Source organism: Peterkaempfera griseoplana (assembly GCF_001418575.1).
GTDB classification, from domain to species: domain Bacteria; phylum Actinomycetota; class Actinomycetes; order Streptomycetales; family Streptomycetaceae; genus Peterkaempfera; species Peterkaempfera griseoplana.
Map to the genome: position 1 here is coordinate 1 of NZ_LIQR01000068.1, position 20,631 is coordinate 20,631.

Annotated in this window: 16 protein-coding genes and 1 pseudogene; 5 read left to right on the forward strand and 12 right to left on the reverse strand. The window is 69.7% G+C overall.

Annotated features, from left to right (window positions below; all coding sequences use genetic code 11):
- The first annotated feature begins 34 nt into the window (after positions 1-34).
- Positions 35-298 (forward strand): hypothetical protein, encoded by a 264-nt coding sequence (locus AOK09_RS05435; RefSeq protein WP_055585968.1) that lies wholly within the window; start codon positions 35-37, stop codon positions 296-298.
- Between the two features lie 248 nt (positions 299-546).
- Here AOK09_RS05435 and AOK09_RS05440 read toward each other — a convergent pair whose 3' ends face one another.
- Positions 547-771, reverse strand: coding sequence for a GntR family transcriptional regulator (locus tag AOK09_RS05440; protein WP_055585969.1), 225 nt, complete (start codon positions 769-771; stop codon positions 547-549).
- 167 nt (positions 772-938) lie between these two features.
- Here AOK09_RS05440 and AOK09_RS05445 point away from each other — a divergent pair, with 167 nt between their 5' ends.
- The 3 genes from AOK09_RS05445 to AOK09_RS39955 all read left to right on the forward strand — a co-directional run bounded on the left by AOK09_RS05445 (position 939) and on the right by AOK09_RS39955 (position 2,331).
- Positions 939-1,433: a hypothetical protein gene (locus AOK09_RS05445; RefSeq protein ID WP_055585970.1), complete on the forward strand. Its 495-nt coding sequence runs from the start codon at positions 939-941 to the stop codon at positions 1,431-1,433.
- Between the two features lie 311 nt (positions 1,434-1,744).
- Entirely contained in the window at positions 1,745-1,963 is a 219-nt protein-coding gene (locus tag AOK09_RS05455; protein ID WP_055585972.1) for a hypothetical protein, read from the forward strand.
- A 107-nt stretch (positions 1,964-2,070) separates the two neighbouring features.
- Positions 2,071-2,331: a YbjQ family protein gene (locus tag AOK09_RS39955; protein WP_157875806.1), complete on the forward strand. Its 261-nt coding sequence runs from the start codon at positions 2,071-2,073 to the stop codon at positions 2,329-2,331.
- Between the two features lie 383 nt (positions 2,332-2,714).
- On the opposite strand, the gene AOK09_RS05460 is transcribed toward AOK09_RS39955, so the two are convergent.
- From AOK09_RS05460 to AOK09_RS38820, 11 genes are all read right to left on the reverse strand, one after another.
- Positions 2,715-3,089, reverse strand: a complete 375-nt coding sequence (locus tag AOK09_RS05460; RefSeq protein WP_217698384.1) for a phage terminase small subunit — start codon at positions 3,087-3,089, stop codon at positions 2,715-2,717.
- An 806-nt stretch (positions 3,090-3,895) separates the two neighbouring features.
- A complete protein-coding gene (locus AOK09_RS05465) occupies positions 3,896-4,693 on the reverse strand; it encodes a hypothetical protein (RefSeq protein WP_055585973.1) in 798 nt (265 codons plus the stop codon).
- A 507-nt stretch (positions 4,694-5,200) separates the two neighbouring features.
- The gene (locus AOK09_RS05470) at positions 5,201-6,631 is read right to left on the reverse strand and encodes a DNA primase family protein (RefSeq protein ID WP_245687132.1); all 1,431 of its coding nucleotides are present in this window, start codon (positions 6,629-6,631) and stop codon (positions 5,201-5,203) included.
- A gap of 2 nt (positions 6,632-6,633) precedes the next feature.
- Positions 6,634-7,068: a hypothetical protein gene (locus tag AOK09_RS39960; RefSeq protein WP_157875807.1), complete on the reverse strand. Its 435-nt coding sequence runs from the start codon at positions 7,066-7,068 to the stop codon at positions 6,634-6,636.
- Between the two features lie 586 nt (positions 7,069-7,654).
- The gene (locus AOK09_RS05475; RefSeq protein WP_245687133.1) at positions 7,655-9,247 is read right to left on the reverse strand and encodes a recombinase family protein; all 1,593 of its coding nucleotides are present in this window, start codon (positions 9,245-9,247) and stop codon (positions 7,655-7,657) included.
- Positions 9,248-9,281: 34 nt separating this feature from the next.
- Entirely contained in the window at positions 9,282-11,684 is a 2,403-nt protein-coding gene (locus tag AOK09_RS05480) for a ComEC/Rec2 family competence protein (RefSeq protein WP_055585975.1), read from the reverse strand.
- A gap of 363 nt (positions 11,685-12,047) precedes the next feature.
- Entirely contained in the window at positions 12,048-13,052 is a 1,005-nt protein-coding gene (locus tag AOK09_RS05485) for a ComEA family DNA-binding protein (RefSeq protein WP_245687131.1), read from the reverse strand.
- 153 nt (positions 13,053-13,205) lie between these two features.
- Positions 13,206-14,051 carry a DegV family protein gene (locus AOK09_RS05490; RefSeq protein WP_055585976.1) on the reverse strand — a complete coding sequence of 282 codons (846 nt, stop codon included), beginning with the start codon at positions 14,049-14,051 and terminating at the stop codon, positions 13,206-13,208.
- A 288-nt stretch (positions 14,052-14,339) separates the two neighbouring features.
- Positions 14,340-15,134: a hypothetical protein gene (locus tag AOK09_RS05495; RefSeq protein ID WP_055585977.1), complete on the reverse strand. Its 795-nt coding sequence runs from the start codon at positions 15,132-15,134 to the stop codon at positions 14,340-14,342.
- A gap of 231 nt (positions 15,135-15,365) precedes the next feature.
- Complete coding sequence (leuS, locus tag AOK09_RS05500; protein ID WP_055585978.1) at positions 15,366-18,257, reverse strand: leucine--tRNA ligase; 2,892 nt, start codon at positions 18,255-18,257, stop codon at positions 15,366-15,368.
- Between the two features lie 200 nt (positions 18,258-18,457).
- Positions 18,458-19,771, reverse strand: coding sequence for a tetratricopeptide repeat protein (locus AOK09_RS38820; protein WP_055585979.1), 1,314 nt, complete (start codon positions 19,769-19,771; stop codon positions 18,458-18,460).
- Positions 19,772-20,185: 414 nt separating this feature from the next.
- Here AOK09_RS38820 and AOK09_RS05510 point away from each other — a divergent pair.
- Positions 20,186-20,631, forward strand: a pseudogene (locus tag AOK09_RS05510) (hypothetical protein); the annotation flags it as partial.

Below are 20,631 nucleotides of genomic sequence, written 5' to 3' on the forward strand. Positions count from 1 at the left end.
GGTGGAGAGGGCCGGGGGTAGGGAGAATGGGGCCGTGCATGAGAGCCACCCCAGTCGCCAGCTGCTCGTCCTCCCCGACCGGGACACCGCGGAGGAGGTGGCCGCGGACGTCGTCCGGCGCTGGCCCGAACTCGGCGAGCCGGAGCTGGTCCGTGAGGCGCTGGCCGGTGAGGACGACGCCGAGGACGCCCAGTGGCTGGTCGTCCTGACGCGACCCGGGGACGCCTGGGCCGATGCCCTGCTCACCGCGCTGGACGCCCTCGCCGCCGCGCACGACGGATGGCGGGAGGACGCCTGACGTCCGCTGCCGCACTCAGCCCTCCCCGGGGCGGTGCGGGTGGACGGAGGCGCGGAGCCCGGCGTGGTCGTCGCCGAGGACGGCGATGTCACCGGAGAGGTCGGTGCGCAGCACGGTGGCGCCCAGTGCGCGCAGACGGGCCAGGGTGCCCGGTGCGGGATGGCCGTAGGGGTTGCCGAAGCCTCGCGACTGGCAGTTCTAGCACGTTCGGCCCAGTCAGCGCAGCAACAAGCCCCTGAACAGGGCGTTTACGCGGGCGGCAGCGGGTCCACCACGTATGACCCCTTCGCGGGCAGGGTCTCAACCAAGCCCCGTTCTCGCAGTTCGCGAACGGCGCGCCGGACCGTCCCCGCGCTGACGCTGTAGGTGCCCGCTAGCTCACGCTCATTCTCCAGTCGGCCACCCGGCGGGATCTCCTCCGCACGGATACGGCGCTCAAGGTCATTCGCGCCGCGTTGCCATTCGTAGATCACGACTCAATGGTCTGTGCACACTGCGCGCACCACACCTTAGCTAGCACGCTGTGCAACCTGTGCACAGTGTGCACATTGCAGTACTGTGTGCAGCACAAACGCAAAACGCCCCGGCGGGAAGCGGCTACTTCCTCACCGGGGCTGAGCCGACTATTGGGAGTCGACCTATGGGCGAGCCTATCCCGGACAGCGCGAAGCACCCGCGCTGTGGTGACACGAGCCGGCGCCTGCCGTGCATGCGTGCCGCCGGACACGAGGGAGCGCACCGCGACGCACTGAACGTCGAATGGGGCGATCACGCGCCGAACCTCGTGGAGACGCACGAGCCTTTGCGGCGCCTGCCGTGGACCGGGCCGGAAGGCAAGGCGGAGTACGTGACGGCGGGGCCGGGGATTGTGAATCAACTCGCCGACAGCACAGAAGAGCACATCGTGTGCATGGCGCGCGCTGACGCGAAGTACGCGCTCGCGATGGCCGAGCGCCCGGCTGTGACGACTGACGAACTGCGCATCGCCCTCCGCAAGTTGGCCGTCCAACTCCGCGACGTCGCAAACGTGGCGGAACTGCGCCGTGAACGACTCAGTGAGCCTGTCTACGGTCCAGCGGTAAGGGCACTTGAACAGGCATTGCGCGCATCACTAGGGCGGTTCGGGCGTGAGTGAGCGGCTTTGGGGAGCGCGGTGCACGCTGTTCCGGCACGCGTACGACCGCCACGAGCCCACCCAGGAGGCACGGCTACAGCGAGAAAGGCGCCGTGCCCTAGCGCTCGCGGCCCTCGGGCAGGACTGCGCACCATGGGCCGCAGTATGACCCGCCCACAGCAGACGGCCCAGACAGCACAGCCGGTACCCGGGTGCGACGTCTGCGCCGCGCTCGTGAGGCAGCGGGAAGAGGCCCGGCGCCGGGGCGACTACAGCCAAGCCGTTGACTGCACGGTTGAGATCAGCCGCCACCCGCACAAGGGCCGCAAGTGATGGGCGCGGCGCTGTGGCAGCGCTACGACGCGAACGCCCGCTTCGTGGTGCAGCCTGCCTTCTGCGGCGAGCCCGGACGCTTCGTGGTCTACGACCGTGCACAGCGCGCTGACGTGACCGCAGACAACGGTGAGCCGCTGGTGTTCAACGGGGAGAGCGCCGCCGCTTCTTGGCTCGCATCCTGCCGCCGCAGCGGAACGCGCATGACGCTCCGCTGAAACGCAAAGAAGCCCCGTACCGGTCGCTGTGACCAGTACGGGGCTTCTGTCATGCCTTTGGCGGCCGTCCGGATGCTGCTTCAAGCGGGCCACCATAGACTTCTGTTATGACCAGAATAATGATGTTCACGACGGACTACCCATGCGATGAGATCGCGTCTCACTGGAGCATTATATGGGCGGCTTCAAATAATTTGTCCGAGGCACTTGACGCCCTCTCCGATAAAGCCAAATCATTGGGAGCTCATGCGATTATAGGGCTCCGCATGGAAATTGTACCCACACTTGTTGGCGTTCCACCTGCATCTATACACACAGACTTCCTTGTTTACGGAAACCCGGTTGAGCTGAACAGGCCCCAGGGATGAACGTATACGCGGTAAATGGTGGCGGCTGTCTCGACAGGGCCGGCCGTGGCCATACCTGGGCGTTTCCGCTGCGGGCCGTAAACCTCGCTCCTATTCAGTGGAGGCGAGCTGTGTGACCATGGGAAACGCCTCAGACGGCGCGTAAGCGTCCTCTTCGCCGTCTGGCGTCCATCGGGCGCAACGGCGCCGTTCACGGGCCTCAGGACCAGGCGTCGTAGCGGCAGCGATACGGCAGCGTAGGCAGGCCATTCCCGGCGGAATGCCGTAGTCGTGCGTCGGGCAGACCCTGTAGCCGGTCGTGTCGCTCTCGTTCCACGGGCCGAAGGCTGGCCGCCGCTCCTGAGCTGCCGCCGTATTCTGCGCGGCACGCTGTTGCCGCCGGCTCATGAACCGTCTCCGATCTTCCATCCGAGCTTCTGCATCGCCGACGGCGTCAGCCCCAGGGACTCCGTCGCGTATCTCAGCTCCTGCGCCTGCCACGCTGAGGCAGCGCCGGACAGAACGGCCCGCTCATAGGTGATGAGGACAGCGACCGTCGTGACAGCCGTCTCATCCCACATGAATGCCTGCGGGCTGCGCCAAAGGCTGTTCCAGCGGTCACGCTGCCATTCATCCCACTGCACATACCCGGGAATCGGCGGGGGATCGAATGTACATTCCGGCGGGAGCTCAACCGTCGCTGTGGGTTGGGAAGCGCCGGGTGACCGGCGCACACCGTAACGGGACCGGGTCGATTCGGGCTTACGTGGTTTGGCCATCTCGATTCTCCTTACTCGGCGTGGCCGGATTGAGGTTCATTGGGTCGCGAAACGGCGAAAGCCCTCCCCCGCGCTCAAAACCCCCAGCCGGAAGGGGGTTATCCCCCAGGTCGTTTACCACGCTCACTGAAATGATTTTGATCACGCGCTGTCCGGCGGTTGTGATGGGCGCGCGTCATTGGCCGAAGGTTCGCATCATCAAAGCCACGGGGCCCAAGAGGGCCGAGCCCATCAATGTGGTCAACAACTTCAGCAGCCGGACGCATGATGAGAGGCAGCGCCAGACACTCATCACATTCGCAATACGGGCGGGCCCTCAACACCTGCGCCCTTTTGGTGAGCCACGCCTTATCGCGGTACGCCTTTTGATGCCCCGTTCCATTGCGCTGTCTATCAGCCGACCGACGGCACCCCGCGCACCTACCCCTAGTCACCAGGCACGCGCACCCAGGGATAGTGCACACGGACAACGCCTTACCTGCCTCGGCGTCTGCTGGCTCACAGCTATTGCACGGGTTAGGCACAGCCGCTTTAGCCTTCTCACGGTGAGCAGGCTGGGCCGCTGTCACCTCCGGCGAGACACCACCAGAGGGAACGACTAGACCGCTAGACAACCAAGACGTATATGCGAAGTCATCTACCTCGAACTCGTCTTCCGCAAAGTAGGTTTTGTCGTTGAGTATGAGCCGTCTTCCGGGGGCCACGCGGACGCGGGGCATAGGGCTTCGCCTCCAATCAGCAGGAAAACGGAAAGAGGCCCGGCACGCCCCGCCATGGGTGATGCCGGGCCTACATCCAAGCGCGCGTTACAGTCGCACGTACCGGCCCGAAGTCGAGCGCACCGAGGATTCAGAAAGCCGCACGCGCTCACCGGTCTCTGTGTCGATGGCGTCGACCATGAACGCACCTTCGACGGCGTCACCGATGGCCGAACGGACGGTCTTAATTTCCGCAGCGCCGGGGAACGGGGGACGATCCGTGAAGTACAGGTCATGAAGGTCCGAGCCTCCCGGACCAACCGGCGTAATGCTGTCGGCATTCGGGTACGGGCCCACTTGCCTACCAGTACCAAAGGCACCCGCCCAGTAGACCCGCTGGAGGGCAGCACCATACTTGTTGCGCACTCTATACATTTCGGCCGCTGCATCCGCGTACGCAGCCTCAGCCGACTCGAAGTCAACGCGAACGTTGATAAGAATTTCGTCCCGGTGCTTCAGTGCGAACGCGCGAAGCCCCATGTAGGCCGAATTCACCTCGCTTACCAATACCTCGGCGGCGCCCATAATCCGGTCGCGCTTCGAGGCCCAGTCGTCCAGCACGCTGGGAACCTCCAGCGGGTCCTTACCCTGGCGGCGGGCCTGAGCACCAGCAGCCTTGTCGCGCGCCCGGGCAATCTTCCTCCAGTTGGGGTCGAGCAGCTCAGCCCACTCGGCATCGAATTCGGCCCACGCTTCAACGGCGGAATCAAGCTCAGCGTAAATGCGGGCAGCTTCCTCGGCGTGCGGGCCGAAGGCCTCAGCCGGCGGGAGCTCCGAAGTGTTGATCTCGGGTGCGCCCTCAGCGAGGTAAGCGATCTCTTCATCGGTCAGTGCGCTTGCACGCATGGTCGGTTCTCCTTGGCGAAAGTGTTGACTTCAGGAATGCGTGCACGCGATGCACAGATGTGCGGCGCATAGTAGTTCCGTGTGCTCACCGACGGTTCCCCGCATAGCGGCCAGTCAGCTTCAGGCCGACCACCTCACCGCCGCTCTCAGTCTCGCGGACTTCATATCCCAGTGCGGCAAGCAGTCGCACCAGTGCGCGTATTCCAAATCGAGGGAGTCCTGCCTCCCTGCACCCTGATACCACTCGCGCATGCAGCGCCAGCAGCCCGCAAGCAGAACCTTCGGAGTGGTACGCGACAGCAGGAAGCACGGCGGAAAGGGTCGGGATGTTCCGGCGGTCAATGTCGTTCATTGGCTGTTTCCTAGATGGATGGGATCCGGACGGGACACGCGGTGAATGGGTGCCCCGTCCGGAGAATGTGGGCGAGCGTTACGCGATGAAGGTCAGCGCGGCGCAGTAGAGGGACAGAATGGCGGCACAGCAGGCGCCAAGGTTGGCTGCGTAGTTCACACGTCCTCCCGATTAAAGATTCCCGGCCCGCCCGAGTGATCCCGCGCGTCAGCGAGTCGGATACCCGTGCACCCGCGCTTGCCCTTCGTGTTGAAGGGGCCGATTCGGCGGTTGCGCTCCTTAAGCGCAGTGGACAGCGTGCGCAGCGACTGAAACAGGCGATTCCCTTCACTGTCTGCCCAGCCCGTGTACGCATCCCAAAGGTCAGCATTAGTAATGCGCCCCTCCGGGTCGGCCACAATAACGCCCGGGAAGAAGCCCGCCAGCGGATCGCTATCCTCTTTGTACGCCTGAACAGCCTCGCGAATGCTCGCAGGGTCGTTCAGCCCCTCACGGTGCCACTCGACGGCGCCACGCACGAGCCACGCGAGAATGCCCGGGGCCTCAGCGAGAAGCTTGTCTTCCAACTGTGGGTCTCGCCGGTCGCCCTCAAACCGTTGGAGGAACGGAATCAGCTTGATACGGCGCCACGTGCCGTTGTCCTGCTCACGCACAACCGGCTTGTAATTGGATGCCAGCAGGATAAGCGCCGTGGGCGTGAACGTGTACGGGTCGCGGTATTTTGGGTTCACCGTAACTTCCTCGCCGCCGGTCGCATTCTTGATGGCGGCGGAATCCAGGACGGCGGAACGGTTCGTCTCGCTAGCCAGCGCAACGCGTGCACCGACCAACAGCTCAGCATCTGGACCGCCCCGGGCCTTACCCGACGTGGTGAACATGTCGAACGGCACTGTGGCCGCGTGGTCGCCGAGAATCCGCCGGAGCACCGTAAGAAGCGTCGATTTGCCGTTGGCTCCCTCGCCGAAAAGCACAGCGAAACACTGCTCCTTGTTGCTGCCCGTAATGCCGTACCCGAGCAGACGCTGAACATAGCGGGGCAACTCCGAGTCATGCTCGAAGACTTCATCGAGGAACTTTTCCCAGCGTGGACAGGCGGCGTCCGGGTCGTACTCGACATTAACCACGCGGGTTATCCGCTGACCGGGCGTGCCCTTTGTGAGATCGCCGGTCGTCAGATCAATGATGCCGTTCGGTGTGGCCAGCAGCATCGAATGCGCGTCCCATTCGCCGCTGTACCGGATGTCCGGCAGCCCCTTGAGTAGCGACACGACGTTATCTCGCTTAGTGCGGCCACCGAGGCTCTGTGCCTTTCGCTGGTCACGCTCAGCGGCGCGGAGTTCCCGCAGCATGGTCTGCACCTCGGCCGTCACGTCGTCGCCGTGCCGGTCCCAAATCCAGAAGTGGTTTCCAGCGGGGAATGTCGCCCAACCCTTAGAGCGACTGAAGAACAGGTTGCCGCCGAAACGGGTTTCCAGCGCGTGTTGCGCAAGGTCGTCTTCGCTCATGTCGCCGTCGGGCTGAGTCTGAGAATTCAGCTCCTGCGCCATGGACAAGAACTGCTGAATAAGCTCGGGGGTAAGGCTCATGCTCACAGCGACACAGCCGCCTTCAGCAGGAGAGCGGCGAGAGAGTCAGCCTGTTCCCGTAGATTTCGCTTACGCGTCCGCTCGGCGGCCGTCCACGGGTTAATACGATCATGCTCGGCACGGATGCGGCGGTAGCGGCTACGCAGAACCCAAAGCTGAGCCATAGCCCGCTCAAGGTCCCAATTCACGGCGTCGGCCGGCTCGCACAGCACATAACCGGGGTTGCCGTAGGCGTCATTGATGCGAAGGTATCCGCCCCGAACAACCACATGCGGCGTGCAGTGAGAGTTACGGTCACCCAGAGACGCGCCGTGCCAGTGCTCGCAGTCACAGAACGGGCAGCGAAGAATCCGAGACTGACCGGCAAGGATGCCGTCCGGATAGTAAACGTCCTCAAGGCGCGACGGGACGCGCGGACGGTAGGTGTCCAAGTCCATGGGGCAAAGCCCTTTCGTGTCGTGGAAAGCGAAAAGCCCCCGGAACGTTGGGAGCAGACTCCAGCGCCACGACACGCTGAATAAGCTCGACCAACGCCCGGGGGCTTAGTCGGTGCGCTTTTAGCAAGGCCGACAGCCTGCATCCCGCGCACGGGGGAATCCATGGCAGCGGGAAGGGGCGGCGTAAGCCTGTCCTACCGTGGTCCCGCAGCATCTGGGCATAAGGTGCCCTCGAAGAATATCTAGTGAGTCGAACGCCTGGGAGCTGCCGAAGATTTGCCACGGCGGGCGAGGCCCCCCAGACAACACAACAACGCAAACAGTAGTCAGCCCAAGAGGCTTCATCTACAGACGATGCAGTTCACGGTTTAGGTACTTGGTGTGTTGCTTGTGTTGTTGTGTTGCTTTTCGCAGGTCAGAGGGGGTGCGTAAGGACAACACACGGACAACCCAGCAACACAAGCCCCTTCCTCGCTGTCCCCGCGCGCCTCTCCGGTCCGCCACTCGGCTTTAACGCCCGTCTGCGGCGCGCAGAAGCCCCGGCCTCCCAGCGCGATCGCCGGAAGCCCGGGGCCACTTGTTGCTGTCAGCGGCTCAGCGCGCCTTCCAGCTCCAGCGCAGCGTCAGCGAAGAACTCGTTCCGCAGCTCAAAGCTCACGCGCGATTCGTCCAGCCCGAACACCTTGCCGCGCTTCGCCTTACGCACAAGCAGCACTGCCCGGGCGTCGCGCAGCATTGCGCGCCGCTCCGTGTCGTCCCCTGCCGCCCACACGTCAGCGTAAGTCTCTCGCCGTTGGGCTACTTCTACGCGTTCCGGCGTGGCTTCGCGTGATTCCAGCTCTGCTAGCCGCGTGTCCAATGCGTCTGCTCGTCGCTGCCATGCGTCCCGTGCGGCCTTGCTGCGCTGCCGTCCTTGCTCCGCCATGTGAGCTTCGTATTCGGCCGTTGTGGCGTCGATTTCCGGCTGCGGGTCGTACCCGGGGATGCGGCGGATCTCCGTCAGCCTGAGGCCGCCCACAGCGGCAAGGAAGCGTTCAGTCACGTAGTCGTCCACCCATTGCCGTTTCACGGTCGCTGGGGACACGCACTTGACGCCACGTGTAAATGACCCGCATTTGTAGGTCTCGGTGCGGCTTGTGCTCTTGCTCGTTGGCGACGGACGGTGCAGGTACATGTGTTCGCCGCAGCCGTCGCAGTGGATAACCCTCAGCAAGAGGGCAACAGTGTCCGTGCGGTCGGTGTGCTTGTTGTTTACTGCCCGCTCAGCGAACAGCGCGCCTACAGCGTCGAATTCCTCGCGGGTGAGTATGGGCTGAGCCGTTGCCATAACCGGCGCTCCCTCGCTGTCCCGCACGGGCTTGTTGTCCTGCGTCTTCCAGCCCATCAGGCGCTCGCTGGTGAGTAGTTCCTTGATTGCCCCGTGCCGCCACGCGAAGCGCTCACGCTGAACGGTTTCTCCCTTTTCTCCGCCTGTCTTCCCTCCCGTATTGCGCCCCTGCCGCAAACTCCAGTGATCGCGCGGCGAGGGAACATGGTCTGCATTCAGTCCGGCCGCGACTGCCGCCACTGTCTTTCCGCTGTGCAGTTCGTTGATGATCCGTTCGATCACTGCGACGGCTTCGGGATCTTGCACCAACGTCCAGCCGCCACCTTCGAGCGGCGCAGGCATGTAGCCGTACGGCGGGCGAGAACCACGCCAACGAAGCGGCATAACGCGCATTGCCGCCTGAGCGCTCGTGACGCGCTCCCGAATGGCCTGAGCCTCCATTTGAGCCGCGAACGCGAACAGCGTGACCATGAGCTGTGCCATGGGGTCCAGTGGGTTGCGAAAGTCCAGCTTCAGCAAGCCTCCCGGACCTTCGGCAAACGCGATCATTTTCCGGTGGGCGCGCGCCCATTTCGCAAGCTCGTGCATGTCGTCCATGGACCGAACGGCGCGATCGAATCGCCAGAAGACCAGCGCGTCAAAGTCGTCCGGGCGTCGGAGCCACGCGCCCAATTCCGGGCGCTCAAAAGGCGTGGTCTTGCTCGCGCTGACGCCTAGGTCGACGGCTTCCCGGTCGGCAAGGTCGATGCCCAGTGATGCGGCGGCGCGCTGATTTGCTTCCCGCTGACGTTCGGGGCTCGTGGTCTCGTCGGTGAGTACAGACAGGCGGAGGGCAGACACGCCCCTGAGCATGGTGTTCACAGCCACGTGTGAGTGAGTTGAACGCTCAGTGTCTCTGACCTGCGCAGATGCCGTCATGGGTGACTTCCCCTTGAACTACTAGTCGGGGAGGCTTCGGGTTGTCCACACCGCAGGAGACCAGGGCGAGGCGGGGGTGCAGGGCGGCAGCGAGCGCCCAGTCCTGGTTGGCCGAGCCGTGGTGGGCGACCTTGAGGACGTCCACCGGGCCGAGGACCGCACCGCCGCGGGCGAGCAGTCGGGCCTGGGCGGGCGGTTCCAGATCCCCGAGCAGGGCGATGCGCAGCCCGTGGACGTCGGCGACGGCGGCGATGCTGGCGTTGTTGGGGCCGGGGGCGTCGAACGGTGTCGTGGGACCGTCGGGCCAGAGAACCTGCCAGCTGACCCCGGGAGCGGCCGTACGGCGCTCGCCGGGGACCGCCCGGACCAGGGGGATGCCGGAGCGGGTCGTCCAGCGCAGGACCCGGCGCTCCTCCCCCGGCGGCTCGTCCAGGACGGTGGTCTCGACGGCGCCGACCGAGCGGCCGCGCAGCACCCCCGGCAGCCCCTCGACATGGTCGGCGTGGAAGTGGGTGAGGATCACCAGCGGAACCCGGGTGATGCCCAGGGAGCGCAGGCAGACGTCGGCGGCCTGCGGATCCGGCCCGGTGTCGACCACCACGGCCGTGTCGGGGGCGGCCCCGGGGCCTGCGGGCAGCACGATCATGTCGCCCTGGCCGACGTCGCACATCACCAGCCGCCAGCCGGTCGGGGGCCACCCGGTGGCGATCCTGGAGAGCAGCGGCGGGCGCAGCAGGGCGGCGAGCAGGGCCAGGCCGAGCAGTGCGGCCAGGACGGGGCGACTGCGCAGCCGGGGCAGTACGGCGGGTGCTGCGCACACCGCGGCGGCGGTGACCACGGCCAGCGCCGCCGCCCCCGCCCAGCCGGTGGGCCAGGCGACCTGGGCCCCGGGCAGTGCGGCGCCTCGGCGGGCCACCGCCGCGAGCCAGCCGGCGGGGATGCCGGCGAGCCGGGCCAGGAGTGCGGCGGCTCCGCCGGAGACCGGTGCGGTGACCAGGGCCGCGAAGCCGAGCAGGGTGGCCGGGGCGACCGCGGCTTCCGCGAGCAGGTTGCACGGTACGGCGACCAGGCTCACCCGGGCGGTGAGCACCACGATCACGGGGCTGCAGAACACCTGGGCCGCACAGGCGGCACCGACGGCCTCGGCGAGGCGGCGGGGCCAGCCGTGCCGCAGCAGTGCTGCGGACCAGCGCGGCCCCAGGGTGAGCAGCCCGGCGGTGGCCAGCACGGAGAGCAGGAAGCCGTAGTCACGGGCCAGCCAGGGATCGGCCAGCAGGAGCAGCAGCACGGCCGATGCCAGGGCGGTGAGTGCCTGGCTGCGGCGCCCCGCGGCAAGGGCCAGCAGACCGATCAGCCCGGTGGCGGCGGCCCGCAGCACGCTGGGTTCGGGACGGCAGAGGACCACGAAGGCTGCGGTGAGAGCGATGCCCAGGGCCGCGGTGATGCGCAGCGGTAGACCGAGGCGTGCGGCCAGACCGCCGCGCTCCGCCGTTGCGGCACGGGAGGGTGCACCGAGCAGGACGGCCAGCAGCACTGCGAGGTTGCCGCCGCTGACCGCGACAAGGTGCGCCAGGTCGGTGACGCGGAACGCCTCCTGCAGGTCGTCGGGGATTCGGGAGGTGTCCCCGACGACCAGGCCCGGGAGCAGGGCCCGGGCATCGGAGGGGAGGGGCTCCGAGGCGCGGCGGAGACCCTCGCGGAGGCTGCCTGCGGCGCGCTGCACGGCATCGGGTGGGGCGAGCAGGCGGGGCGGGGCGCGGCTGATCAGGACGGCGGCGCTGGGTTCGGCCGGGTCGCCCGGTGGCAGCACCTGGACGTCGGCGGCCAGGCGGGTGGAGGGCAGCAGGGGCAGCCACTGCGCAGCAGCGTGCCCTTGGGCGATGACGGTGACGGGGGTTCTGGTGGCGACGGTGCCGATCTCCTCGGCGGTGACCCGGTCGGCTCGGGCGTGCACGATCACAAAGCCCTGGCCGCGCCCCGATCCCCGGACCCGGGCCGCACGTGCGACGGGATCGCTGGTGAGAGTGAGTTCGACGGTGGCGTGGCTGGCGGTGGAGCCGCCGGGGTCAGCGGGGCCCTCGGCGGTGTGGCGGCGGGCGAGGTCGGGGAGCGGGCCCCGGTGCAGGTCGGCGGTGTGGAGGACGGTGGTGGCAGCGGCTGCGGCTGTGGTCAGCAGGACGGCGGCGAGTGTGAGGGTGCTTCGGCGGTTGCGGATGAGCAGGACGAGGGCGCAGAGGGTGGACAGGACTGCGGCCACGGCGACCAGCGGAACTCGGCCCGGGTCGACGGGCAGGAGCACCGCCGTGGTGAGCCAGGCCGCGGCGGCGGGCGGCAGCACCCGCAGATCGGAGGTGGTCCGCTCCGGCGGCAAAACCGTGCGGTGCAGCGGCCGGTGGGGCTGCGGCGCGGGTCGACGGGACGGCGGGGACGGATGGGGAGCGCCCTGTTCGGGCGTCCGGGGCGGCACTGACGGCCGAATGCTCATGCGGCTGGGGCCATACGGGTCGAGGAGAGGGGGCGGTGAGCCCAGGGCTGGTGACGTGCCTGCGCTGGCGCTGGCACTCAGCGTCGGCGTCGGCGTCGGCGTCGGGGACAGTGACAGAAGCGGCGCCCAGGCCAGGAACGGTGCCGGTGGCGGTGACAGGGAGTGGCGCGCACCGCAGGTGGCCGGGGATGCGACTCCCTGTTCCCCCGGGGGACGATGAGGGCGGCCGAGCGCATGACTGACGCTTCGTCAGAGTGTCACCAGAGGCTGGATCTCGGCGTACTTTCGATCTCCGATGCCGGGCACCTGGTGCAACTGCCCGATGTCGGTGAAGCCGCCATGGGAGCCTCGGTACTCGATGATGTGGCGGGCGAGGACCGGCCCCACCCCGGGCAGTGCGTCCAGCTGGTCGACGGTGGCGGCGTTGAGGCTGACCGGGCCGGTCGGCGGCCCGGTGGCGGATCCCCCGCCACTCGGCTGGGCCGCTCCCGGCACCCCGACCAGGATCTGCTCACCGTCCGCCAGAACCCTCGCCAGATTGAGCCCGGCGGTGTCGGTGCCGTGCAGCGGGCCGCCGGCGGCGCGGAGGGCATCGGCCACCCGCGAGCCCCGTGGCAGGGTCCGCAGTCCGGGGTGGCGAACCCTGCCCGCGACATCCACCACCACGACAGCCACCGGTCCCGGGGACGGCCGCGGGATGACGGGGCCTCCGGACGCCGGAGGTGGGAGGGCCGCTGCGGCAGGTGTCGGGCCGGGGTCCGGAGCGGCGCGGGTCGTCGCCACCGGTACGGCCACAGGCTGTGGACGGCCCAGCCAGAAGTGCTGGACGCCGTACCCGACGGCCACCAGCAGCAGCACCGCCAACCCTGCGACGGCCCTGCGGTCGAACTCCAGCCCACCCCCCGACAGCCCGGCGAGCAGCCGGCGCGCCGGTACGCGCACTCCCTCACCGGCCGGGGAAACCATCTCCGGGCCGGGAACCCTGCCCGGTCCCTCGGCCACGGCCGCCGTCGGCTCCAGCCCGGGCTCGGCCCCGGCTTGCGCACCCGACCGGACGGGTGGCGGTCCGGGGGCCGGGCCCTCCTCGTCGCCTCGTGGCGCATCACGGTCACCCGGAGCTCCACCGGGCGGCACCGCGGGCTCTCCGGCTCCGGGAGCGGAGGGCAGGCCGAAGGGGAGGACGGCGGGCAGCCGGCTGCGGGCGATGGCGGCCGTCTCGCGGCGTCGGGCAGCAGGGAGGGTCATGGGCGTCATGGGCCAGGACGCTAGGCGTCCACCGTCCGCCGTGGGCGGGTGGAGGCAGAGCCTGTGGACAACCCCGGGGTGTGGACAACTCCCTTCACCCGCAGGAGTGAGAAGCAGTCACCGGCGGAGAGCGGTCGGCGCCGACCCGCCGATGAGCAGCGGTCAGCGCGGCGAGACCACCACGGCCAGCAGCCCCGGCCCCACATGGGCACCGATGACTGCGCCCACCTCCCCGACGTACAGGTCCCGCAGCCCGGGGACCCGGCTCCGCAGCCGCTCCGCGAGCGGCTCGGCGCGGTCCTCGGCCGCAAGATGATGGACGGCGATGTCCACCTCGCCCTGGCCGGCCTGCTCCACGGCGATCTCCTCCAGCCTGGCGATGGCCCGGGAGGCGGTGCGGACCTTCTCCAGCGGCTCGATGGACCCGCCGGAGAGGTGCAGCAGGGGTTTGACCGCCAGCGCGGAGCCCAGCAGCGCTCGGGCGGCTCCGATCCGGCCACCGCGCCGCAGGTACTCCAGGGTGTCCACGTAGAAGTAGCCCGTGGTGCCCAGGGCCCGCTGCTCCGCCGTCGCCGCGACCTCCTCCAGGCCGGCCCCGGCATCCGCCACCGCGGCCGCCGCCAGGACGCAGTAGCCCAGCGCCATGCCGACCATGCGGGTGTCGATCACCCGGACGGGCAGCCCGGCCGACTCGGCCGCGAGCTGCGCCGCCTCGAAGGTGCCGGAGAGCTCCGCCGAGAGGTGCAGCGAGACCACGGCCTCGGCGCCCGCCTCGGCGGCGGCCCGGTAGGCGGCGGCGAAGGACTCGGGGCCGGGCCGCGAGGTGGTCACCGTCCGGCGGGCACGGAGTGCCTGTGCCACGTCCTTGGGGGAGACCTCTATGCCCTCGGCGAGCACTTCGTCGCCCATCACCACGCTCAGCGGCACCACGGTGATGCGGTGACGGTCCACGGCGTCCTGCGGCAGATAGGCCGTGGAATCGGTGACGAGCGCAACGTGGGCGGACATGTGCGGGAGGTTACCTCCAGGTGGCGGCCCGGGACAGGGCGGGTACGCCGCAGCGGGTGCCGCCGCGCAGGTGGCACCGCAGGTCTGGCCGCGGCCGGTGCGGTCGCGGCGGCCCGGGCAGCGGCCCGCGGACGGCGGAGCGGTCCGGCCCCGGGGCGGTGGCACGCTCCCGGCATCCGCTCATCTCGCCGGGTCAGCGGCCCGGCGGTTCCGCCCGCTCGGCCCCTTCCCTCCGCTCGGCCCGCTCGACCCCTTCCCTCCGCTCGGCCCGCTCGGCCGCTCGGCCGGTCAGCCGACCCTGCCGGCGCCCGGCTCCGGACGGGGCTTGCGCAACCGGTCCGCAAGCCGGGCGCGCGGGTCCAGCCCCAGCGCCTCCGCGGCGCCCACGCTCCGGCCCGCCGCGAGGCCGGGCGACCGCGGGCGCTGCCCGCCCGCCGCAGACGCCCCGCCATCGGCTGCCCCCGTGCCGCGCTCCCCCGGACGCCGTCCGTCCGCCGGAGGCGATGTCTGCGCCGAGCCGTCCTGCCGGGCCGGCGTCCAGTGCCGCAGCGCACCGGCCTCGGTCTCGCACTCCCGGCCCAGCCGGGCCAGCTCGCTGTCGGAGAAGTGGCGTGCGCGGTCCTGCGCGGCCCAGCGCAGCGACTCCGCGGCGTGGGTGATCCGGCCGCCGCGCTCGCGCAGGTCCGGGAGCCTGAGGTCGACCCGCTTGCCGTCCGGCTCGCGCTCCAGCAGCCGCAGCTCCTCGTCGAGGGCGCGGGCGTGCTCGTCCAGCCGTCCGAGGAGTTGCAGCGCCTCGGCGAGCTGGGGGTCACCGCCGACGGCGGACTCCAGTACCCGCCGTGTCCCGCCGAGCGACTCGCGGACCTCCAGCCGGAGGGAGGCGATCCGGCCCTGAGGGCCGGGCTGGGTGTAACTGCGGGCCTTGAGCGCGACGTCCTCCACCGCGCGACGGGCCTGGGCGCCGTGCTGCTCCACCCGGCGGCCCACCGCCCGGCCCGCCTTGACCGCGGCCACCACCGCGAGGGCGGCCAGTCCGAGGATCAGGAATGCCACGACGCCGACGGCAATGCCGACCGCCTCCATGGGTGCCACCTCCGCGCGCGGGGGCGGGGCCGCCGGACGGGCCCCGCTCGGGATCTCCGGTCCTGCCGTTCCGGTGGTTCCACCGTAGCCGGGCCCACCCTCCGGGCGCCCCGCCGATCCGGCGGATCCGTGGTGAGTTCAGGGACAGTTCGGGGTTTCCCCGGACACGCCGCGGGGCCGGGTCGGGGCTGAATCCCCGTCCCGGCCCCGCGGCCATCAGGCCGTCAGCCGTCAGCCGGTGACGATGTTGACCAGCTTCGGCGCGCGGACCACGACCTTGCGCACGGCGGCACCGTCGATCGCCCGCACCACGGCCTCGTCGGCCAGCGCCAGCGCCTCCAGCTCCGCCTCGCCGATGCCCGGCGGGACCTCCAGACGGGCCCTGACCTTGCCCTTGATCTGCACCACGCAGGTCACCGTCTCGTCGACCAGGTACGCGGGGTCCGCGACCGGGTAGTCGGCGTGGGCCAGCGACCCCTCGTGGCCCAGACGGCGCCACAGCTCCTCGGCGATGTGCGGGGCCAGCGGCGCCACCAGCAGCACCAGCGCCTCGGCCACCGAACGCGGTGTGGAACCGCGCTTGACCAGGTGGTTGTTCAGCTCGATGGCCTTGGCGACCGCGGTGTTGAAGCGCAGCCCCTCCATGTCGCCGCGGATGCCCTCCACGGTCTTGTGCAGGGCCCGCAGCGTGGCCTCGTCCGGCTCCTCGTCGGTGACGACCGGGGCGCCGGTCTCCTCGTCCACCACGTTGCGCCACAGCCGCTGCAGGAAGCGGTACGAGCCGACGACCGCACGGTCCTCCCAGGGGCGGGAGACGTCCAGCGGGCCCATCGCCATCTCGTACAGGCGCAGCGTGTCGGCGCCGTACTGCTCGGCGATCTCGTCGGGGGCGACGGAGTTCTTCAGCGACTTGCCCATCTTGCCGGCTTCGCGGCGGACGGGCTGCCCCTGCCAGAAGTACTCGCCGTCCCGCTCCTCGACCTCGGCGGCCGGGACCGGGAAGCCACGGGCGTCGCGGTAGACGTGGGCGGTGATCATGCCCTGGTTGAACAGCTTGTGGAAGGGCTCGAACGAGGAGACATGCCCCAGGTCGAACAGCACCTTGTGCCAGAAGCGGGAGTACAGCAGGTGCAGCACCGCGTGTTCGGCGCCGCCGACGTACAGGTCGGCGCCACCGGCCGGCTTGCCGGCGGTGGGGCCCATCCAGTACTGCTCGGCGACCGGGTCCACGACCCTGTCGCTGGAGACCGGGTCGACGTAGCGCAGCTCGTACCAGCAGGAACCGGCCCAGTTGGGCATGGTGTTGGTCTCCCGCCGGTAGCGGCGGGGGCCGTCGCCCAGGTCCAGCTCGACGTGGACCCACTCCTCGGCCCGGGACAGCGGGGTCTCCGGGGAACTGGCCGCGTCGTCGGGGTCGAAGGTGCGCGGCGAGTAGTCGTCGACCTCGGGCAGCTCGACGGGCAGCATCGACTCGGGCAGCGGGTGGGCCACACCGTCCTCGTCGTAGACGATCGGGAAGGGCTCGCCCCAGTAGCGCTGCCGGCTGAACAGCCAGTCCCGCAGGCGGTAGTTGACGGTGCCTTCGCCGATGCCCCGCTCGGCCAGCCAGGCGGTGATCCGCTTCTTGGCCTCGACCACGCCCAGGCCGTTCAGCGAGACGGAGTCGTTGGCGGAGTGGACGATCGCCGCGTCATAGGACGCGAAGGCGTCGTCCCAGGTGGACGGGTCGGTGCCGCGGTCGTCCGCGGGCTGCACCACACAGCGCATCGGCAGGCCGAAGGCACGGGCGAAGGCGAAGTCGCGGGTGTCGTGGGCGGGCACCGCCATGATGGCGCCGGTGCCGTAGCCCATCAGCACATAGTCGGCGATGAAGACCGGGATCCGCTCGCCGCTCACCGGGTTGACGGCGTACGCGCCGGTGAAGACACCGGTCTTGACCTTGGCGTCGGCCTGCCGCTCGACGTCGGACTTGGCGGCGGCCTCGGCCCGGTAGGCGGCGACGGCCTCGGCGGGCGTGGCCGCGCCGCCGGTCCAGTCGTCGCGCACGCCCTCCGGCCAGGCCGCGGGCACGATCCGGTCGACCAGCTCGTGCTCCGGGGCCAGCACCATGTAGGTGGCGCCGAACAGGGTGTCGGGGCGGGTGGTGAAGACGGTGATCGCGGCGCCGCCGTCGGCGTCGACGGCGAAGTCGACCCTGGCGCCCTCGGAGCGGCCGATCCAGTTGCGCTGCTGCAGCTTGATGGCCTCGGGCCAGTCCAGCAGGTCCAGGTCAGCGATCAGGCGGTCCGCGTAGGCGGTGATCCGCATCATCCACTGGCGCAGCTTGGCCTTGAAGACCGGGAAGTTGCCGCGCTCGGAGCGCCCGTCGGCAGTGACCTCCTCATTGGCCAGCACGGTGCCCAGGCCGGGGCACCAGTTGACCGGCACCTCCTTGGCGTAGGCCAGCCGGTGGTCGCCCAGCAGCTCGTCGCGCTCGGCGGGGGTCAGCTCGGCCCAGGCGCGACCGTCGGGGGCGGTGCGCTGCCCGGAGGCGTACTGCTCGACCAGCTCGCTGATCGGACGGGCCCGGCCGGCCGACTCGTCGTACCAGGAGTTGAAGATCTGCAGGAAGATCCACTGGGTCCAGCGGTAGTAGTCCGGGTCGATGGTGGAGATCGACCGGCGGGAGTCGTGGGCCAGGCCCAGCCGCCGCAGCTGGCTGCGGTAGACCTCGATGTTGCGCTCGGTGGAGACCCGCGGGTGGGTGCCGGTCTGCACCGCGTACTGCTCGGCGGGCAGGCCGAAGGCGTCGAACCCCAGGGTGTGCAGGACGTTGTGCCCGGTCATCCGCTTGTAGCGGGCGAAGACGTCGGTGGCGATGTAACCCAGCGGGTGGCCGACGTGCAGGCCCGCCCCGGAGGGGTACGGGAACATGTCCATGATGAAGGCGCGCGGGCGGCCGGAGACGTCGCCGTCGGCGGGGTCGGCCAGCGGGCCGGTCGGGTTGGGGGCGTTGAACGTCCCCTCCTTCTCCCACAGGTCCTGCCAGCGCGACTCGATGTCGGCAGCCAGGGCGGCTGTGTAGCGGAAGGGCTCGCCGGCCGCGGCCTCGGCCGCGCCCGCAGCGGGGGTGGTCTCGCTCATCGTCCTCAGGACTCCATCGGTGTCAGGTAGCGAATCGTCAGCCGGAAATGAAAAAACCCCTCGCATGAGGGGTTGCCGCGCCGACTCCGGCCGCCCGTCGAGGGTCGGGCCGATGCTGGTCAGCGCGGCCGGCTAAGGAGCAGGCGCACGGTTCGCACCGAGCCAGGGTACCGCAGGGTCGGCGCCGCCCGCTCAGCCGTTCAGCCGGGCGGCCGTCCGGTGCCGCGCCAGGCCGCGTCGAAGTCCTTGAGCGCCGTCGCCACCCGGACCGACAGCATCCCGGCGGCCAGCCGCCGGGCCTGGTCGGCCGCCTGCGCCGCATCCTCCCGCCGGCCCTCCCGCAGACAGCACTCCGCCAGCCGCACCAGGGCCAGCGCCCTGGCCCTGGCCCGCTCGGGGGCGATCCCCGACGCGGCCGCCTCCAGCAGCTGCCGGGCGCTCTCCAGCCGGCCGAGGAAGAGGCAGCTCTCCCCCACCATCCGCCGCAGGTCGGCCAGTTGCTGCGGGTCGCCGCCGCCCTCTTCGCCGAACTCGGCGAACGCCCGGTCGGCCATCGCCTCGGCGGTGGGCCGCTCCCCCAACCGCCCCAGCGCCCTGGCCATCCGTCCGTACTGCAGCGCCCGTTCCCCCGGGGTGTCCCTCCCCTCGGCCGCCTCCAGCGCCATGCTGAGCAGGGTGACCGCGTCCCGCTCGCGATCCGGCAGGTAGGTGGCCTGGGCGGCCAGGCAGCCCATCACGGAGGCGCCCATCCGGACGTCGCCGGAGACATGAGCGGCGCGCAGGGCCGCCACGAAGCAGCGCTGTGCGGCGGCCTCGTCGCAGGCGTCGGCGGCGGCCCAGCCGGCCAGCCGGGCCAGCCGGGCCGCCACTCCGTACAGTTCCCGGCCGGTCTTCTCGTCGTAGGCGCCGAGTTCCAGCAGTTTGACCACGACGCCCAGCTCACGGCGGGCCGGTTCCAGGACCAGTCCGCCGCCGAAGGCCATCTCCAGGCGGTGCTTGCCGTCGGAGGAACTGCGCAGCTCCGCCACATGGGAGTGGTCGACGGGCAGCGGTCCGCTGCCCACCGGCGCCGGGCAGTCGCTGCCGGCCCACTGCCGGGCCACCAGGCGCAGGTCGTCGGGGCGGAAGAGGTCGGCCGGGCGCTGCAGCCGCACCGGGGCTCCCGACGCGGTGGCCTCGGTGAGGGCGGCGCGGGCGAACTGGGGCGTCCAGTCGTCGGTGAGCAGGTGGGCGGAGATCGTCCTGGCGCCGCGGGCCGGGCCCATGGCGGCCCACAGCTGCTGGTAGGTGACGGCTATGCCCAGTGCCCGGCTGAGCACGTCGCAGACCACCTGGTCGTACGGCGGCCTGGGCACCCGGCCGCGGTCGCGCCAGTGGTAGGGGGTGGTCTTGTTGATCGCGGCCTGGTCGCCCACGACCGCGTTGACCTCGGCCGCGAGGCGCTCCGGCCCCCAGCCGAGATGGGACAGGATGCGCACCAGCTCGTAGTTCTGCCGGGGTGACAGGTCCGCCATGCCGGAACGGTATCCCCTGGGCCGCGCGCAGAGTAGGGGGCGGGAGCGGGCCGGGCAAGGGGGACGCTCGCTCTTCAGCACTGTTCAGCGGCGGCCGGGAATACGCCGAAAACCCTTCCCCAATGAATTCCGGATATCCGGCCGATCCACCCCTCCGGAATTCGGCAGGCTCGGCGCCCGCCGCCGCAACAATTCCCCGGACGACCCGCCAACCCGAGCGCCCAGCAGGTGGATTGACGGTCAAAACCGGGCAACACGGGCGATCCGCACCCCTACCCTAAGTGAGTCCTAAGAGCCCCCTAACACTGTCGCTGAATAATTCCCGGCATTCCTTTCCGGGCCGTTCCGGGCACCTTGGTCGCTATAGCATCGCCGTGTCGTCGGCTTTAGGGCCAGGACCTTGGAGGGCCCCTCGTGAACTACCGGAGCACACAACCGCGCCGCCGCGCCGCACTGCGGGGCGCCGCCCGCCTGCGCGACGCAGCCACCGGAGGAACGGCCGGACGCAAACGGCTGCCGTTCCCGCTCTTCCTGGTGCTCGTCACGGTCGCCGTCACCCTCACCTCGACCGCGGTACGGGCCTTCTCCAGCCCGGCGGGCAAGTCCTGGGTGAACAGTGCCTCGCTGGGGGTGCTCAACTTCCTGGACTACTTCATCGGCGTGGTCACCCTGATCTCGCTCACCGGCTCGGTGGTGTGGGGGCTGATCTCCACCAACCAGAGCGTGCTCAAGCCGTACCAGCGGGTCTTCTCCCAGTCCGTGCACCGCGGCATCTCCACCGCCGCGCTGGCCGCGCTCCTCCTGCACATCACGGTGAAGATCTCCTTCGGGGAGGCCGCCCCCGTCGACGGGGTCGTCCC

Bases quoted from the DNA above. Each gene is read 5' to 3' on its own strand.
- AOK09_RS05445 (WP_055585970.1), top strand. From the start codon at position 939: ATGGGCGAGCCTATCCCGGACAGCGCGAAGCACCCGCGCTGTGGTGAC.
- AOK09_RS05455 (WP_055585972.1), top strand. From the start codon at position 1,745: ATGGGCGCGGCGCTGTGGCAGCGCTACGACGCGAACGCCCGCTTCGTG.
- AOK09_RS39955 (WP_157875806.1), top strand. From the start codon at position 2,071: ATGACCAGAATAATGATGTTCACGACGGACTACCCATGCGATGAGATC.
- AOK09_RS05460 (WP_217698384.1), bottom strand. From the start codon at position 3,089: ATGGCCAAACCACGTAAGCCCGAATCGACCCGGTCCCGTTACGGTGTG.
- AOK09_RS05465 (WP_055585973.1), bottom strand. From the start codon at position 4,693: ATGCGTGCAAGCGCACTGACCGATGAAGAGATCGCTTACCTCGCTGAG.
- AOK09_RS05470 (WP_245687132.1), bottom strand. From the start codon at position 6,631: ATGAGCCTTACCCCCGAGCTTATTCAGCAGTTCTTGTCCATGGCGCAG.
- AOK09_RS39960 (WP_157875807.1), bottom strand. From the start codon at position 7,068: ATGGACTTGGACACCTACCGTCCGCGCGTCCCGTCGCGCCTTGAGGAC.
- AOK09_RS05475 (WP_245687133.1), bottom strand. From the start codon at position 9,247: ATGCTCAGGGGCGTGTCTGCCCTCCGCCTGTCTGTACTCACCGACGAG.
- AOK09_RS05485 (WP_245687131.1), bottom strand. From the start codon at position 13,052: ATGACGCCCATGACCCTCCCTGCTGCCCGACGCCGCGAGACGGCCGCC.
- AOK09_RS05490 (WP_055585976.1), bottom strand. From the start codon at position 14,051: ATGTCCGCCCACGTTGCGCTCGTCACCGATTCCACGGCCTATCTGCCG.
- AOK09_RS05495 (WP_055585977.1), bottom strand. From the start codon at position 15,134: ATGGAGGCGGTCGGCATTGCCGTCGGCGTCGTGGCATTCCTGATCCTC.
- leuS (WP_055585978.1), bottom strand. From the start codon at position 18,257: ATGAGCGAGACCACCCCCGCTGCGGGCGCGGCCGAGGCCGCGGCCGGC.
- AOK09_RS38820 (WP_055585979.1), bottom strand. From the start codon at position 19,771: ATGGCGGACCTGTCACCCCGGCAGAACTACGAGCTGGTGCGCATCCTG.